Here is a 16,355-nt window from a genome sequence, read left to right as displayed (position 1 = left end):
CTTACCAACATTTCTCAGGACTTTATCCGCATGCAGCTAACGATCTTGCGGATCAAAGTGCTGCTTTATGGCGATGTGTCGGACGCGCATCGGGCGGCCGGATCCTTCGTGCTTATGCGTGGAATAAAACCCAAGTTCCTGTCTCACGGCACATTCTGCCTCCGCATACTCCGCGAGTTTGACGCTTCGCAACCTTTCCTTCCACCTCGTTACGACGGTCGCGCAGTCTTTGTTTCGAACGTAGACGATAAAAGCGCCTTGGTCTGCGTTGGGTGTGCCCGGACTATAGCGAGTCGTCAGCTGATTGAATCCTTTCTGAAGATAATCGTAGTCGCTGTGAATTTTGGCTTCGCCGACCCATAAATAACCATTGTGGTGCCTCACCACAATGTCCGAGTGTCCGCCAATCTTCTCGTCATGCGAAGCATCATAGGTACGCGAATGCAGCATGCTGATCAATTCAGCCGTCAGCCGGTCCTCTCCGTCGCCTTGACGAACGCCCGGATCTTCTTCGAGCTTCGCAATGCACTGATCCAGATCGAGATATAGCACTCGGACGAAATCGGCATAGTCTCGTACAAGCAATCGATCTACAAAAAGGCCGAGCTCAGGCCGAAAAACCGCTGCCTTTTTCAAGTCCGCTAACGACATCGACTCGTTCATCGCCGATGCTCCCTAAGGGAACGAGCTTCCTCACTGAGCACGAAGAACATCATCAGCCATTCTTCGAAATTCTCGACTGGCTCTCCGGTTCGAGGGTGATAGAACTTTTGTTCGGAACGTGCGCGCGCCACCGCATCAAGTGGCACCTCATCTGCCGAGCCTCTGTCCACATCAATAAATTCGAATCTAGGATCGAACAGGTGGAGCCGAGAACCTGACAGATATTGAACAGCAGGGAGAACGCCGGTCACCTCAGGTGTACCCGCAATTTTGCTCAACATGCCAAACGTAACCCTGTCGAGCACCTCTTGGTTGACCGACAGGTATTCAACGATTGCAAGGCACGCGCGTCGAACCTCGGGAATCCGCCCAAGGTCCTCGTCGATACGCGCCACCATCGTTGCCTTTTCCACCCTCTCCTCCTACAGGACCAGCTTGCTCATAACCATTGCAAAGTCATCCTCGTCCGCGCAACCATCGATGAAAGCGTACCCGACTTGCGGATTCGCGCCGCCCGCTGCGCCAAAATGGCCCGATATGAGCACTGTCGGTGTACGTTGCCCGTCGGCAGTGTCCCAGCCTTTGCGGATGGAATACTCGTCAGTGGCACCATTAATAGCCGCCATACCTTCCTCATGGAAAGTCTCTTTACGCAGATCGGACTGCCTTCCACGCATGCGCTCTTCTTTGATCGATTTTGTTGTGGTGGCATGTCCCAAGCTATTCACGTACCCGTCGTTACGTGCATAAAGCTTAGAGATCAACGGGTAAAGATTCCTCGGTAGCATCAACCACTTTTCGTTCCTGAACCGTTCGCCAAACAACCCATTAAGGCGGTCGGTATAAAAGTTTCGTGCCTTGCCGAAGTCTTCGCGAGTGAGACGGCACGGGATATCAATCTGGATCTCGATCGTACCTTCGACGGGACGCACAACGATTGAATCAAACGCCTGTACCCAACCGTTTTTTACTCCAATTACCTCGTCAAAGCCCTCAAGCGCGTTTTTGGCATCGCCGTCCAGACCTGCAACGTCGATCGCTTCTCGGGTCCTGAATGCTCGCCGGCAGCACGCGATCAGTCGTACTGCGCCGTCCTCATACTTTCGAATTGCGCAGAAAACACCGTTGAAACCTGCTTTTCGCAATTTCTCATCGGAAACTGGTAGCGGGAAAGCCTGCGCAAAATCACTCGTGACATCGAGGAGCGCGTCGATATTGGCGGCTGCGACATTAGCCTCTCGCTTGTCAACTTCGAAGATCGAAATGGCCCGAGTGCCTACCACGAGGGACTGCAAATAGATTCGGCGCAGTTCCTCTCGACATTCCAACAAGCGCTCACGAGAGGCAACCATCTCAACGAATTTCTCAATTAATGGGGGCCATCCATTGGAGGTCGGCATCTTAGCCGCCTTTAACTGGTTTCGCACCATGCTAAACGGATAGCATTCCTGCCTCGCCCGCAGTGCTGCCAAGACGTCCAAAATATCTTGCTTCAGTTCTTGTTCTGTCGCCTTTTGGTCTCTCGCATTCATTCCTTAGCGCCCTCTCATATCTGTTCGAGTTTGGGCGGTAAAATACAGCAATTGGTGATATTCAGGAAGAGACTTGGACGCCAAGGGTCATCGACGCTAAAAAAATGACCAGCCGGGATGCACGAAGCATAGGCGGCACTGGTTGATTAGGACATGCGAGTCGATCGGATACACGAAAAACCAATTTGGTCACAAGAGCAGATTCTCGACGCTTACAATCCAATTGCAGTTGGATCGTCGTCGACCCGCGTCGGACAGACCTCATCCGCCCATCGAAGCTGGGTGCCGGGCGCGGGCGCGACGCATTGTTTGGAAAATTCCGAATGAATGAGAGTATGACAATAGCGAAGCGCACTCCGTCGCTCATACCCCATGCCGAAATCGAACGCCTCGTTAGACATTTCGCTGCGCACGTCCTGTCTCTGCGTGCCGCGTGGCACTGTGGCGACGAGGGCGCTCAGGATCCACTGCAGGCGTTTGAGCGTGAAGCGCGGGCCGCGAGCGCAGCCGCCGCACTTACGCCGCATGGCCGGGCGCTGTGTATGTATCTGCTGCCTGACGAGGTCAAAGCATTCGGCGACCCAGGCGTGGGATTATTTATGTGGATCGCCTCGCAGACCGTGCAAATGATGCAGGCAATTGAGGGCGGTGAGTCGGAGGACGCGATCAAGTCAAAGATTGAGGCTATGCTCACCGATGTCGTGGACCGACTCACCGGGCAGAAGTACTAGACCTCTCAGTTTCGCGTCTGCTTTGAGGTGTTTTCTGACGAACACAGCGAAACGGACCAAGACTATACTAATCGAATGGCTATCCCTATTAATCCCATCGTTTCGGAATTCGCCACGGCTGAAGAAGCCGAGGCTTATGACCGCTGGTTTCGCGCCAAGATCGCGCGGTCGCTCGCAGATCCGCGACCGTCGATTCCGCATGACGAAGCAATGGCGAGAATCCGCTCCAAACTCAACGCTAAAATCCGTGACAGGACGCGCCCCGGCGTCCCATGTGACTCGGCGATGCCTGCGGAGGCCGACCCAATTATCGAGCCGGGCAGGAAGTTCCGCGCTGATTAAGTAGGACCGATCGCGCAGCAGGTGCCAAGATATCTCCGAGCGCATTGATGCCGCCAGATCAGATGCCGGTCTTTGGTGCGTTAGCAGTTCAACGACGAGATAATGCTGCGAGCGCGTTCTTGGTCCACGATAGCAATCGCGATAAAGGCAGTTGCAGAGGCCACCGTACCAAGAAAGCCGGCGTCGCCCGCCATCTAAATCGTCGGGCCTTCGCAAGTTCCGGCCTGCCTGCCCATGCCAGCCTGCAAGGTCAGAGCACTAACGTCGTCCTGCAGCACCAACATGTCGGGCTTCTGGAGATTTACGTCCATGACTTAGTTGCCCTTCGGAAGCTCAATGATTGTCGGGGTGCTCAAGCTGCCATAAGGAGATGGCTTCTGAACTTTCGTAGACAGGGTCTTTTGCTTCGTCTGGCCGCTCGGCGTGGTGACGCTCTGATTCAGGTGGATCACAATGTCGCCCTGAAGCTGACTTGCAATGCCAGTGCGAATGTCGCTTTCCTTACCGGGCTCGGCGGGGCGTTCGATCTTCCTCGTGAAGAGTCCGGCGAGGTCCTTTTTCGCTCCCCAAAATTCTTTGCCTGGCCCAGCCTCCTCACCGCCCGGCTGCATGGACTGAACCATGTAACGGATTTGCTCCTCTGCGGTCGAGCCGTGGATATCCTTGCCCATGACCTTTTTGAAGTCGGCTTGACGCGTAGGGTCAAACTGGAAAAGGCCGTACATGTGGCCACCCTGAGCAGAGGTCGACGGGCTCATCGAGCTTTCACGCACCGCGCTCGCGAGGATGGCCGTCGCGTGGTCTCCGTCGACGCCAAGATCGGCCAGCTCCTTCATTGCGTTACGCACTGCGCCGTTGTAGCTGAAACCCTTTCCGATGACTGCGCCGTAGCTCTTATTGATCCACTCTTTCCCGGTTTCGTCGGGGCCGAACGCTGGCGACTCAGAGACACTGCCGCCCGGCCCTGCAGGGCCAGAAGCTACGGCGGCATCAGAGGCGTTCGGCCGCACAGGCCCCGTGAACATCGAGCCGCCGTCGCGCATCGGGTCCTGTAAGCCCGCGCCGACCTTGTTCGCCATGGCCACTAGCCCCTGTGCCGCGATCTGCGTCAGCGGAATCAGCTTCGAACCGATATTCGTCTTGATATCTTCGATGTTCGAATCAATGCTGCGCTGAACCGTCGCCTCGTCGTCGGCTTGGCCCTTCCCTGCCGCCACGCGCGTCGCGGCGTTGGCGAGGGTTTGGAAATCTCCCGTCTTTGACGCGCGCGAGATCGTGTCCCGGTCGGAATCGCTCAGGTCGGTGCGGCTCAGAATTTCGCGGTCGATCAGGGTCTTGAGATCGCTGAAGTCGCCCGCGCGCGAGATTCCCGCGATGGATTGGAGCGATCCCTCTCGGAGGTCCTTAAAGTCGACGCCAGCGTTCTTCAGAGTGCTCGTAATGCCGTTGTGATCCGAGTCGCTCATCTTCATGAACGACGCGGTATCGGCATAAGACTTCAGACCAAAATAGTTCTTCTCGGCGTCGAGCTCCATTTCCGCGCCGTACTGGCCGCGCCCGCTATAAGCCCTGTCGAACGAGTCACGGATTACGCTAAAGTTGGTCCCACTCGGCCCACGGTTGAGGTCATCCCAGCCGCCCACGCCATGCGAACGCATGTAGGCGCCGATTTCCTTGTTGTCGAGTCCATTACCGAAGAGGCCGCCCTCTGCGCGCATTGCTGCGCGGATAGGATCAAGAGCGCCGAACGCTTGCAAGGTGAAGTTCTTCGATTCCTCAGTTCCGCCTTGCTGCTGCATCGCGGAGTTGGCTTGCCCAATAATCGAAGAGGAGTGATCAGCGGTCATGCCATCGCCGCTGAGCAAAGACGCGAATGCATTGCCGAAACGATTCAGGTCAGTCGCGCCGGCGTTGAAACGATTCTGCTGAGCAGCAAATGACTGCATTGCCAGCATGACCTGGCTCGGTGTCGCATTGCCGCGACTACTCTCAATCGCTTCGGCGATCGCCGTCGCGAGCTCCTTATTGCTCTGGCGCGGGTTGATTCGTTGCATCCCGCCCACGAAGCCAACGCCTTGGCTAGGGTCGAGGCCGTAAGCGCGAGACAGCTCCACGCCCGAGCGTGTCACGGCAGCGACCTCTGAAGGCGTGCGATAACTGCCACCACTCGCATCATTCGCGACCTGCTCCATCTTGACGAAATCAGTGTTCGCCATGGTGAGGCCCTGAGCGGCCTTCCACGACGCTTCGCTCAGGTCTTCAAACGCGACACCGACATCGCCCATTGAACGTTTCAACGTATCGAGCCCAAGATTGCGCTCTTTGGCTTTGTCAACGCCCTGCGATGCGAACGAGATAGCCGCGCCGATGCCAGAAGTAAGCGCGGCAAGCCCTGCACCCAGCGGGCCACCCTCCATCCCCGCCGTGATCACGTTCCCGATCGGCCCACCGATCCCATTTCCTACAGCGAGCGCGGTCGCGGTGCCTAGGCTGCGCGGACGACGGCGCCACCACGAGCCACCGTTCCCGCCGTTACCACCGCCACCACCCGAGCCGCCATTGCCTCCACCGGGGCCACGGCCGCCTCCACCGCCACCCCCTCCAAAGCCGCCGGGAGACTTTGGCGGTGGCGCAGGCGGGACGACGTTGCCCTTGTCGTCGACGTCATTCGATAGCGTCGGATCGAGCGCTGTGCCGCGCACCGCATGCAGGAAAGCGCGATCGCGCATGCGTTGCGCAATACGCGGGTCCGTGGATAGCGTGGAAAAGTCGATCTGAGAGATATGCGCGTTAGACTGGCCGGTCGCCTTCAGCGCGTTGCGAAGCTGCGAGGAGAGCGCAAGGGTCTGCTGAAACTGCTTATTGATGAGCGCGAGATCGCGCGACATCAGCTTCATATCGACAGGTTCGAAGCGTTGTTTCTGATTCGCCGCGACCGCTGCACCCAGCTTGTTCATGGACGCAGTGATCTTTTGAATGGCGGCGTCCACGCCACCTACGTTTGCTCCAACTCCAATCTTCACGTCAGCCATTTTTGCCGCTCCGTATGCTTTTATATGGCTCTATCGTGTCGTCACTACACGGGGCGCAGATCAACGAAAAAATCCTAAAAAGATGGGCCGCTTCATCGGTAGATCCGCGCGCGGCGGCCCGCGCAAAGTGTTACGCTTTCGGCGATGCGAGAAGAGCGTCCTGTTGCTTGAAATGCTCTTCGATCGCATGAGCGTCCACGAAGAACATCGGCGCTACAGCGCAGACCGACATTCGGAAAGTCTAGCGCTTTTTCGAGGTCGCGATGCTGCATGCGGTAGCCAATCAGTTCGTGTATCTGCGATTCCGTAAGCGTGGTCTATACCAAGCCTACATAGCGCTCGTCATGATGGCGTTCAACGTACCGGCGCGTCGCTTCGAGGGCTGCGTCACGGGCTTCGAGGGAAGCGAAAGCGCTCTCCGAAAATGACTGGTTCATAGCAAAACTCCAAAGATTGGGTATAGGTTGAGCCGCGCGAAGCGGCCCGCGTGAATGGTTAAACTTTACGTTGAGCAGGCGCAATGAAACGGGTCACGGATTGGGACAATTCAGCGGTCGGCTGCCAGTACGAGAACATTGAGGAGGCCGCGCTCACCTTGCCCGTCAGCAGGTACGCCAGATGTGCGCGCTCGGCAAGAGCGGCAAGGAAGGTCTCTTCAATTTCCTTGAGGCTGCGGTCTAGGTCGTTCGCGGCCATCTGCCATTCCTCGCGTTTCATGGCCTTTTCTGCCTCTGCGCAGACGGCCTGCGCGTGGGCCACTTCTTGATTCAGACCGGAGAGCACTGGGGCCGACTGATCCAGCAAGGCTTGAATGTCCTTCGAATCATGGCTGGCAATCGACATGCGCAGCGCGGCAGTTGCTTCGTCGATCTTTCCGTCGTGCGCATCGCGGATTGCTTCGGAGGCCTTCGAGTCGCATTCCGACTTACGAACGAGCAGCTTCGAGTGAGCGTCATGCGCGGCTTCTGCCCTTTCGGATGCGCTTACGAGTGCAGCGCGTGCGGTGGCGAGTTTATGGACAGCGGACATGGTCAATACTCCTGTATGGGTTCGGTCGGTTGTCTTACGCGTGGGACGAACCGCGCGCATCAAAAATCGGGCGCACGGAAAAGCGCTTGTTCATGGCGGCCAAGCGCGCATTGCGGGCTGCCAGAATCTCCGCTGCGGCATCGTCAATGCTTTGGGCGTGCGCCTGCTCGGCGCGCTGCTTCGCGGCCTGCTGTGCCGCGACCTGAGCGGCTTCCTGCTGCTCGATAGCGGCGTGCTGTGCTTCGAGTGCACGCAATGCTGCACGCGGGGCTGCGGTCGGGTCGCCGGTCAACAGTGCCGTGTTCAGGTCAAGCTTCGCCGTGGCGATGCGCTTGGAAAGATCTTCCTTTGACATATCGGCCTCCGCGGCGCGTTTGGTGTTCGGTTTGTTTGTCATAACTTCAGCTCTGTTTCGATTGGAGCCATGCGAGCACGGCTGTCTTGCTGTACTTCATCGTCCTCGCGTTCAGGCGGAATGGCTTCGGAAAATCGTAACCCTCCGCAATGCGCGCGGCGGCTTGCTTTGATACGGACAGAATCACGGCCACATCTGCAATGCTGATCAGGTCGGCACCCTGCCCGGCTACGGTATCGCTCACACTGCATACCTCCGAGTTGATGTCAGTTGCTTCGATGGCTCTACTTTGTCGTCACGAATCTTTTTGTGTGGTGCCTTGCGATTACTTGTGATGCTGGCGGCGCACTTGTTATCACTTGCAATCACTGGCCCTCCCAACACGGTAGTGACGCAACCATCTATCCATTGATCACACAGACGCGGCTCGGCCGCAGGAGCAATGACGTGGACACGTTTTTCAAGGGTAATCAGCATCATTCCGCGCTCACGCGGAACCTCGACGGCAGCGCGGACGTGAAGAGTCCCGGCCAGAATGTCGCCGTGAATATCCGCCGTAGCACGCGCGACGAAACGCTTGAACCCGTCCGCCGCACGTCACTTCGCGAAGACGGCAAGCCCCACCGCTCGGCAGCCGACCTGATCGACCATTTGCACCGCACAGAGGGCAAGCGCGGCAAGAATCACGGGGCGTTCGCCAAACTCAGGACTGGCCTTCGCGAATATGTTCGCGAGAACGGCGGCGCAGAGCACTTGGCGAAGGCAGTGCCGACGGACGACGGTCTGGACCAAGCGGCACTCATCCGCGAACTCAAAGCAGTTCCGAAGGCACCTGCGAAAGGCGCGCTGGCGAAGTCACTACAGCCGGGCCTGGACAAGGCCGCAAAGAATCTTGGAATGAAGGCACCGAACCTGCTGAAGTCACTGGAAGCGGGCTATAACTCGGATAGCACGACGCTCGCGGGCGGATCAGCGCTGCGCAGGCAGTCTCTTTCGAAGCGCGTTGCGAGCATTACCGTCGGCGGCGATCCGGTTCCCGCGAAGCCGAAGCTCCTCACGAAATCGCAGGTCGAGGCGGCCTGCATGAAGGGCTTGAACTCAGGCGCGATCACCGGGGCGGAAGCGGCCTACGTCAGCACTGCGCTCAGTATGGACCGCCGCATCCCGGACGAGTTGATGAAGAAAATCGCCGACACCCATCGCGGGGCCCAGCCATGACACGCAAGAGCGTAATGATCTGCCGCGTTGCCGCTCCTCCGCGCGAACAAGTCCGCGAGGTCACGCAGCGCGCTATCGCATCCGGCCGCGCCGACATGCGCGATGTTGCCGCGGTTGAGGCCAGCCTGAACACTAACGGCGAGCGTTTGGCGCTATCCGACGCGGGCAGTCTCATGCGATTGCAGAGAGCGACCGCAGGAAAATAACTTTGCAGATTTCACGGTGTTTCGAACCCGATTCGTCGGGCTTTTTCATTGCCGCTCGTTGCGCAAAAAGCCTTATCGAGCCGCTGTTTTTTCATCTCGCAGCCCCCTTCTCAGATACCCGGTCGTGATGAAACTCTGAGCCCTGTACAGACACTGGGGCGAAGCATGAGATACGGGGCAGCAGCGCGACACGAACCAATCGGGCGCACGATTCAACTGGCTGCACCGATGCGCGTTGAGGACGTGGTCATGCACCCGAACGACGCGTACACCGATCTCCCTCCCGCGTTCCACTGCCGACCGTTGCTCGCAGACATCAGCGCGGCGACGTGCAAGACAAACTTTCTGGCTCACAAAGGCGTGTCGTGCCGTGGTTGCGCCGTCGGCATGATGCACGCGGCTGTGAAATCGCGCACGGCAATCGACGCTCTGAACGACGAAACCCTGAATCGCCACGAACGCGCCATGGCGAAAAATTCGCTGTCATGCACGCGATGCGAAAAGACCAGCCATACGAACACGCGCCTACAGGGTGCGATGCGCCTAGTAAAGCACGCAACCATTTGCGTATCGTGCTTTAACAGAGAGCGCGAGGTTATCAAGGGCGAAAACTCTAAGGGCTCGACGCCGAAGAAGTGGGGTGGCCTGAAGCCGACAACCATCCTGATTCGCAAGAATGCCAAGCTCAAAAGAATCGACATCGGCCTCACTACCGGGGTATCGGAAGCGCGCCGACACGCTGAGCGCCGCAAGTTCGAACTCGTCAAGATTTGGATAGACGACGTGCTGGCGTATGAAGCGAAGCAACGCAAGACCGGGGCGCGCAAGCTTGAGCAGATCTCTAGCGAGACCTACCCCGCAGAAATGGCGGCTAAGCCCACTACCCCGATTCCGGGGAGCGGCCCCGCAGAGCCGTCCGCGCCCATTCCCGTCACCGCCGCACCGGCAGCGGTCGCCGAGTTCGTCAGCGAGCCCGTTGACCCGGTCGCCGATGAACTCAGTTCGCCTAGGCCCATCGCCGAAGACGAGCAGGACGAATCTGAGTGGGCTGGCTGCTGCACCACCATGGACGGACGCACGGTCCTTGTCACCGACTACGCGCGCGAGCACGGCGTCACCAACGAAGCTGCGGCGTGAATTTCGTCTGATTGAATGCGTGCTCGTTCTCGCCGCGCGTCACGCCCGCCTTGATAACGAAGCGGCCGGTGTGGCGCTGGTTTGCCAGCGGCACGAGTTTCCCATCGAGCCGGTACATGATTCCCTCGTCGACGAGGAACTGAGCAAAGCCGCGCTCGTTCGGCACGTTGAGAAGCCGCCACACTTGGCGAAACCCCTTATCTCCGTCGGCAGCGACGTAGCGCTCGACGAACGCGACAGCGGGCTTCGCTGCCTCAAGTTGCGCGACGGCGTGCTGCTCAGCCTCTTTCGCATCGGCCTATGCGCGGGCGGCGGCAATCGGGTCAGCGAAGTTCGGAAGCACGGGCGCAGTGCTGTAAGAGCCCGTTTTGCGAATCGCTGGGAGAACCTCGCCAACAACCCACTCTTCGAACCGCTCGGCAGAAGGAAGCTTCGAGTTCCTGCCAGCGGTCGATAATGCGCGCACGCATAACGATGCTATAGCCCGAAACGAGGATCAGGCTCTCGCGCTTCGGCAGCAAGAAAATCGTGTACGCCTGGCCGTTCTGTTCGTTGCGGTGGGTATCCCCAAAACTGGGGACACGCCCGGGCCCGTACAAATCGACCAACATGATGCGGATGTCGCGCATCACGTGGTCGTGGCGCTTGCCGGTCAATTCGGCAATCTCGCGGCTGCTCATCTTCTGAACCCCGCTCAAGCTCGGTACTTTTTCCATTTTCACTTCAAAAGTTGCGATTTGCGCAGAATCTAGCGCAACTGTTCTTCCCTTAAAAACAATTTTAGAAGTCGCCTAAGCGCACTGTCTTTTGCGCGCTGCGCTCGCGCTCTCGCGTGACGCGCGGCACTTCTTTAATCAGAATTCGTGCGGATTCTCGCGGGTCACGTGCGCGTTGCGAACGCACTTGAGGGCGTATCCGATATCGCCGCACTCGGTGCCGCATGCGCAGATCGTGTCGACGGGACCATGCTCGTGCGCGCCACACTCGGCGCACTGCACTTCGACTACCACCCCACCAACCGCGCGCTGAAGTACGCGGCCGAAGCAATGCCGGCACGCATGGTTCGCGAGTTGCCAGCCGCCCGCACCGCGCGCCGCTTGACTACGTCCTGGAGGGCCTTCCCCTTCGGCGAACCATGAACCAACTGATTCCGCTATCCGAGCATCAAGTCGGCCTGGACCGCATCAAAACGGTTAGTGGGCGCGACCTTCATAAGTTCCTGCTTGTTGGAACGGACTTCACCGACTGGATCAAGAAGCGCATCGTTGATTTCGGGTTCACGTACAACGTTGATTTTACTACCCTTTTTCTCAGGCTCGAGGAGGGTGGCGACGGCAGGACGCACTATCACCTGTCTCTGGACATGACGAAAGAGCTCGCTATGGTAGAGCGCAACGACAAGGGCCGCGAAGCGCGCAAATACTTCATCGAGTGCGAGCGTCGTCTCCCCGTAGAGCCGAGCCCTGCCGATCACGTCATGTCGTCGCTCGAAGTCGCAGCGTTGATCGGCCGCTTTCGTCTGGTCCAAAACCATTCCGTTTGTGTTTCCTGCTTCAACCGCGGCAAGGAGGTTGAGCATGGTTTGAACAGCAAGGGAGACAAGCCGGTAAAGTGGGCAACCATGAAGCCAGCGACTGTCACGATCCTTCTTAACGGCAAGCGCCAGAAGTTGAGCATCGGCCTTCGTAGCAGTCGTCCGGAGTGCGAACGTTTTGTAGCCCGCGTCTATCCTGGCGCAACACTTCTGACCGTCATCATTGGCGCCGAGGCTATCTGGCTTGGCGCGCCCGAACATAAAAACTTTCGCGCTGGCTCGGCATGCAAACCACGCCTTCCAATGCAAGATCAATCGCGTCCGATTCTTGCGAATGACCTTGGCGTGGAAGGAAAGGCACGGCAATTGTATCGATGCGGGGCGGCAATGCCTACGATCAACGCCCTTGTTCCAATCGAGAAGACGTTTTCGTAAGCGAGGTCACGCCCGCAGATCGACAATGGGCCTGTCCCATTTTCGTGTGCTGTAATGTGTGCTCTAAAGTAAATAAAAGAAGGAGAACGCAGTGCATCGAATGGATTGGTGGCCGTGGTTAAAAAGAGGAGCGTACGTGCTCTTTGTTGCGATGCTGCTTGCACTTATTTTAAATGGTCAATATGGACAGACGACCGCGGCTTGGGCGCAAGCAATCGGTGCGATCGCCGCCATAGGCGGAGCAGCGTGGGTAGCACAAGGCCAGATCCGTTAAGCACGTGCCGACGACGCTGGAGAGACCCGGGCGTTCGTGCAAGCCGTAATCGACGAGCTTACGGTAGTTTGGGACGACTACGCTCCGACGCTAGGTAAGAGACTCAGAGAAACCGGCGATGACGAAATACTTTCGCTGCCCGCTCCACCTCGCAAACGTGTATTCGTAATCTACCCGAACAACAGCGCACGGCTGGGGAAAGTCGACGATGCGAACCTGCGACGGCTGATCGTGGACGTTTATGCACAGGCTGAGAGTCTTTTACATGCGTTCCGCGTTCTGCATAAGCTAAGCGATACGGTACGCATAATGGTTGAAGCAGATCCAGACCACCCTAGTGCGTACCAAAAGGAGCAGCGAGCTTATCTCACGCAGCTGACCCAGTCACTGAAGGTTGGCGACAAGAAGATCCAGATACAACTAACCCAACTTAAGGCTCAGGCAGCGGATTGGCTGGCTAGGGGCGAATAGGCATATGTGCGCCAGAGAGCGACTTATGAAATTGCCCCTGCGCGCGGCAACGGATGAGTTGCTATTCACCACGCACTGAAAGCGACAAAGTTTTATGCACAACAAAAGTGTTAAGCGTAGCTGAGACGAGCCATCTGTTCGTCCCGTATCGACTCCTAAAAGCCTTCTCGAAAGATTTGTCCGAGGAAACTTGACATACAGGTAAGCCACGTGATCAGATAGCCATGAAAAGTCAAGTAAGAAATTGTAATGAAATAATTTTGAAGGCAAAATGAAATTGATTTCTGTACAGCCCTAGACCATCAAGGATTAAGCGGTAGACCGATAACAGCGGCATCAGCGCGCTGCTAATCACGTCAACGGCAGGCAGAGCGTGGACTATGAGCTATCGCGGTATTCCACTGTTTTAACATTTCGTCAAATAAATAATCGTTTGGCGTAGATTTTTTGTTTAGTTTTCTGCAGCCTAAGAACAGAGTGAAAATAAAAATGCGCGGATTAATTCGAAACTTAAATTTTCTCGCTGTGATGTTTCTTATTTTTATGGGGGATACATCCAAGGCCAGCGAGCGATTTCCAGATCAGGCTATTGCGAGCAACATAGGTGAGACTGGCTTTCAAGACAATGAAAGTAACGCGTCGAAGTCTTACGTGACTGGAATGATGAACGGCGTCCATCTTTCAATATTAAAGAACTATCTTGTATCTGATGTTACATATGAAAACGAAATACCGTTAAGAAAAAAACAGAAGTCTTCTGGAAATTCTCAATATAAAAATATTTCTGATTTTGGAATTCTCGTCCGACTTTCTAATTTTTCGCCGAGAGTGTCCCCTCAAGACTGGAAGGATTGGAGTGCTGCAAGCACCAAGGCTCACCCCTCCTTTATGAAATCTTGGATGATGGCCGACTTTGATAATCGACACCGTGTCGATCTGGCACAATTGGATATGCCAGAGAAACTTCATGAGGATGATGCACACTGGGGCCCTTTCGTTCGCGACAAAAATCTCGAAAACGGCTTGATACACTATGAGTCGGTTCAATCTGTCGATGACAACCCAGTTGGACATGTTGAATACTTCTATCAGAAGTCATCGCGAACAACAATATTGTGCAAGACGCATCGCGTCCATGTTGCTCCGTTCGATACTTATGACGAATGCCAACATTATTTTTTTGTTCCAGATCTCAATGTAATGGCGGAAGCGTTCTATACGAAAGCAGATCTGCCACGATGGAATGAAATCGAGTCGCAAATAAAGAAAACCGTGCATTCATTTATCAATAAATAACTAATCAAATTTTTATAGAGGGGGTCGCATGGCTGCATCAATGACCGTTTCAGAGCTTCAGCAAGCTGGCGCTATGATTGCCGCCGGCAATCTTTCCGGTTTTTATGGTTTTATGGCTGACCAAGGTTATAACTACGCTATTTTGGCGGGTGACCTTGTCTCTGGAAGTAGTTTTTCAGGCGCGGCTGCTGTCAATTACCTCATTGCCAGCGCTAAGTCCCAAGGAGTGACGATTACTCCGACTACACTTTCGGCCATTGAAAAAGACATGGCTACTCAGTGGGTTTCAGCCTTGGAATCGGCGGCAGCCGCTAGTTCGACAGGAACAGTAGATGCGGACCTAACCTATTCTCAGACACTGGCATTTCACACTCAGGTCTTCGCTGATTTTAACTTGGGGCCGCAGACGTGGACATTATCAACTCCGGGAAAAGTTCTTAGTGCGAGCGATATGGAGTCAAGCTGGCAATCAATGCTCGGACAATTGAGCACGCCGGTAACGGGGCCGGTAGCTAGTGAAGCTCAATTAACGGCGGCTATGGAATGGGCGGCTATACACAACCCCGACCCTCAGCTTGCGCAACAGGCCCAAAGCTGGGTAAATCAAAATGTTTTTAATGTTGGGGCGGATATCGCATCTTTTGTTAAGGGCGCTACTCCACAGAATCAAATTGGGCAGCCCATTGATGGTGGCATCCAATACACAGATTCGAGCGGAACAACATTAACCCAATATATCAATACATTTTCAGATATTTACGGTGTACCACAATATACAGTCACGGAGGATATTTGGGCATTACCTGTTACATCGCCTACGGTAACTGTTACAGCGCTCAAAGATGGCCTTTTAGTCAACGCCAGCGCTAGCGCAAACACGACGGTTTCGGCTAACGGAGTTGTTAGTACGTCTAGCGCAAATGTCGTTATTGGCGCGGGTGATTCCGGAGCAGCCGATCAAGCGAACATTGCAGGGAACAATAATGCGGTAACGCTTCAAACAGGTGCCGTTGCCGCATCGCTGAATGGCGGCGGAAATAGCATTACGGCTAATGGCAATGCGTCCGGTAGTACGTTCACGCTCGAAGGCACGGGCGCGAATGCTGATACAGCGAATCTTGCGGGCGCAACGGATATAACCGTACTCCTTGGTGATGCTACGACCGAGGCTGCATTTGTATCTACGACGGCTACAATTAAAAGCCTTAGCGGTGGCGGCACCATAAACGGAGCGACTGGCGACAATCTGAACATTCTGGGTACCAACGTCACGCTCAACGCGACTGGTGGACAATACAGTTTGACTGGTAGCGACGTTGTGAATGCAGCGGAAGGCCAAATCAGCTTCGGTGCAAACACACAAGCTCAGATTTACGGCACTGCCGATGGTGTGAACGTCACGTCGGGCGACAGCGTTGGTATCCACGGCGGTGGCAACTCAGTCAATGCAGCTGCCGGTTCGCTGACTGCGCTGTACGGTACAGGTGGGATTTTCGACACGGTCTACGCAACCGGTGCGCAGTTCGGAGGCAAGGCTGCTGATGGCGAAGGGACCGGTATCGATGTGCAAACCAACGCGCAGGCCAGCATCTTTGGCTCTAACGACGGCGTGAATGTTGCCGCGGGTGCCAGCGTAGGCGTGCACGGCGGTGGCAATACAGTCAATGCAACCGCCGGCGCGCTAGCTTATCTGACTGGTACGAATGGCGTCTTCGATGCGGTTTATGCGACCGGCGACCAGTACGGCGCTAAGGCCGCAGACGGGGAAGCAACCGGCATCCTCGTAGATACCAATTCTCAAGCCTACATTTTCGGCTCCAACAACGGAGTGAATATCCTTGCCGGGGCCAGTGTAGGCCTTCATGGCGGAGGCGAGACAGTCAACTCGGCTGCGGGAGCGCTGGCGTATCTGACTGGCACGAATGGCGTCTTTGATGCGGTTTATGCGAACGGTGATCAGTATGGCGCCAAGGCCGCAGACGGGGAAGCGACCGGCATTCTGGTGGATACCAATTCTCAAGCCTACATTTTCGGCTCCAACAACGGAGTGAATATCCTTGCCGGGGCCAGTGTAGGCCTTCATGGCGGAGGCGAGACAGT

16 protein-coding genes and 1 pseudogene are annotated in these 16,355 nt (G+C 56.1%); 8 read left to right on the top strand and 9 right to left on the bottom strand.

Going from position 1 to position 16,355, the window contains the following annotated elements:
• Positions 1-36 precede the first annotated feature (36 nt).
• From P3T18_RS22100 to P3T18_RS22090, 3 genes are read right to left on the bottom strand one after another with little or no spacing between them, the layout of a single operon-like run.
• Complete coding sequence (locus tag P3T18_RS22100) at positions 37-663, bottom strand: hypothetical protein (protein ID WP_429302110.1); 627 nt, start codon at positions 661-663, stop codon at positions 37-39.
• Positions 660-1,076, bottom strand: coding sequence for a hypothetical protein (locus P3T18_RS22095; protein WP_429302109.1), 417 nt, complete (start codon positions 1,074-1,076; stop codon positions 660-662). The genes P3T18_RS22100 and P3T18_RS22095 overlap by 4 nt, the downstream gene beginning before the upstream one ends.
• A 9-nt stretch (positions 1,077-1,085) precedes the next feature.
• Positions 1,086-2,195 carry a hypothetical protein gene (locus P3T18_RS22090; protein WP_429302108.1) on the bottom strand — a complete coding sequence of 370 codons (1,110 nt, stop codon included), beginning with the start codon at positions 2,193-2,195 and terminating at the stop codon, positions 1,086-1,088.
• Positions 2,196-2,518: 323 nt separating this feature from the next.
• On the opposite strand from P3T18_RS22090, the gene P3T18_RS22085 reads away from it, so the two are divergent.
• Together P3T18_RS22085 and relB are read left to right on the top strand one after the other, a co-directional pair.
• A complete protein-coding gene (locus P3T18_RS22085) occupies positions 2,519-2,926 on the top strand; it encodes a hypothetical protein (protein ID WP_429302107.1) in 408 nt (135 codons plus the stop codon).
• A 75-nt stretch (positions 2,927-3,001) separates the two neighbouring features.
• Positions 3,002-3,268, top strand: a complete 267-nt coding sequence (relB, locus tag P3T18_RS22080) for a type II toxin-antitoxin system RelB family antitoxin (RefSeq protein ID WP_429302106.1) — start codon at positions 3,002-3,004, stop codon at positions 3,266-3,268.
• A gap of 314 nt (positions 3,269-3,582) precedes the next feature.
• Here relB and P3T18_RS22075 read toward each other — a convergent pair whose 3' ends face one another.
• The 4 genes from P3T18_RS22075 to P3T18_RS22060 form a co-directional block, all read right to left on the bottom strand.
• Positions 3,583-6,300 (bottom strand): phage tail tip lysozyme, encoded by a 2,718-nt coding sequence (locus P3T18_RS22075; RefSeq protein ID WP_429302105.1) that lies wholly within the window; start codon positions 6,298-6,300, stop codon positions 3,583-3,585.
• A gap of 495 nt (positions 6,301-6,795) precedes the next feature.
• A complete protein-coding gene (locus P3T18_RS22070) occupies positions 6,796-7,329 on the bottom strand; it encodes a hypothetical protein (protein ID WP_429302104.1) in 534 nt (177 codons plus the stop codon).
• 34 nt (positions 7,330-7,363) lie between these two features.
• Positions 7,364-7,684 carry a hypothetical protein gene (locus tag P3T18_RS22065; RefSeq protein WP_429302103.1) on the bottom strand — a complete coding sequence of 107 codons (321 nt, stop codon included), beginning with the start codon at positions 7,682-7,684 and terminating at the stop codon, positions 7,364-7,366.
• A gap of 46 nt (positions 7,685-7,730) precedes the next feature.
• Positions 7,731-7,928, bottom strand: coding sequence for a helix-turn-helix transcriptional regulator (locus P3T18_RS22060; RefSeq protein ID WP_429302102.1), 198 nt, complete (start codon positions 7,926-7,928; stop codon positions 7,731-7,733).
• A gap of 203 nt (positions 7,929-8,131) precedes the next feature.
• Here P3T18_RS22060 and P3T18_RS22055 point away from each other — a divergent pair, with 203 nt between their 5' ends.
• Positions 8,132-8,902, top strand: a complete 771-nt coding sequence (locus P3T18_RS22055) for a hypothetical protein (protein WP_429302101.1) — start codon at positions 8,132-8,134, stop codon at positions 8,900-8,902.
• A gap of 455 nt (positions 8,903-9,357) precedes the next feature.
• Entirely contained in the window at positions 9,358-10,245 is an 888-nt protein-coding gene (locus P3T18_RS22050) for a hypothetical protein (RefSeq protein ID WP_429302100.1), read from the top strand.
• Here the strand turns inward: P3T18_RS22050 and P3T18_RS22045 are convergent.
• Positions 10,223-10,450, bottom strand: a pseudogene (locus P3T18_RS22045) (phage antirepressor KilAC domain-containing protein); the annotation flags it as partial. The gene P3T18_RS22050 and the pseudogene P3T18_RS22045 overlap by 23 nt on opposite strands.
• 118 nt (positions 10,451-10,568) lie before the next feature.
• A complete protein-coding gene (locus P3T18_RS22040) occupies positions 10,569-10,961 on the bottom strand; it encodes a Rha family transcriptional regulator (RefSeq protein ID WP_429302099.1) in 393 nt (130 codons plus the stop codon).
• A 419-nt stretch (positions 10,962-11,380) separates the two neighbouring features.
• On the opposite strand from P3T18_RS22040, the gene P3T18_RS22035 reads away from it, so the two are divergent.
• From P3T18_RS22035 to P3T18_RS22020, 4 genes are all read left to right on the top strand, one after another.
• On the top strand, positions 11,381-12,214 hold the full coding sequence (locus P3T18_RS22035; protein WP_429302098.1) for an antA/AntB antirepressor family protein: 834 nt from the start codon (positions 11,381-11,383) through the stop codon (positions 12,212-12,214).
• A gap of 91 nt (positions 12,215-12,305) precedes the next feature.
• Positions 12,306-12,488 carry a hypothetical protein gene (locus P3T18_RS22030; RefSeq protein WP_429302097.1) on the top strand — a complete coding sequence of 61 codons (183 nt, stop codon included), beginning with the start codon at positions 12,306-12,308 and terminating at the stop codon, positions 12,486-12,488.
• Between the two features lie 960 nt (positions 12,489-13,448).
• Positions 13,449-14,255: a hypothetical protein gene (locus tag P3T18_RS22025; protein WP_429302096.1), complete on the top strand. Its 807-nt coding sequence runs from the start codon at positions 13,449-13,451 to the stop codon at positions 14,253-14,255.
• A gap of 28 nt (positions 14,256-14,283) precedes the next feature.
• On the top strand, positions 14,284-16,355 hold a 2,072-nt coding region (locus P3T18_RS22020; RefSeq protein WP_429302095.1), incomplete at its 3' end, for a beta strand repeat-containing protein.

This window comes from Paraburkholderia sp. GAS199, from assembly GCF_050436585.1.
Classification (GTDB): Bacteria; Pseudomonadota; Gammaproteobacteria; order Burkholderiales; family Burkholderiaceae; genus Paraburkholderia.
Note: the sequence above shows the minus strand (reverse complement) of the source record. Positions and strands in the feature narration are given on the sequence as shown.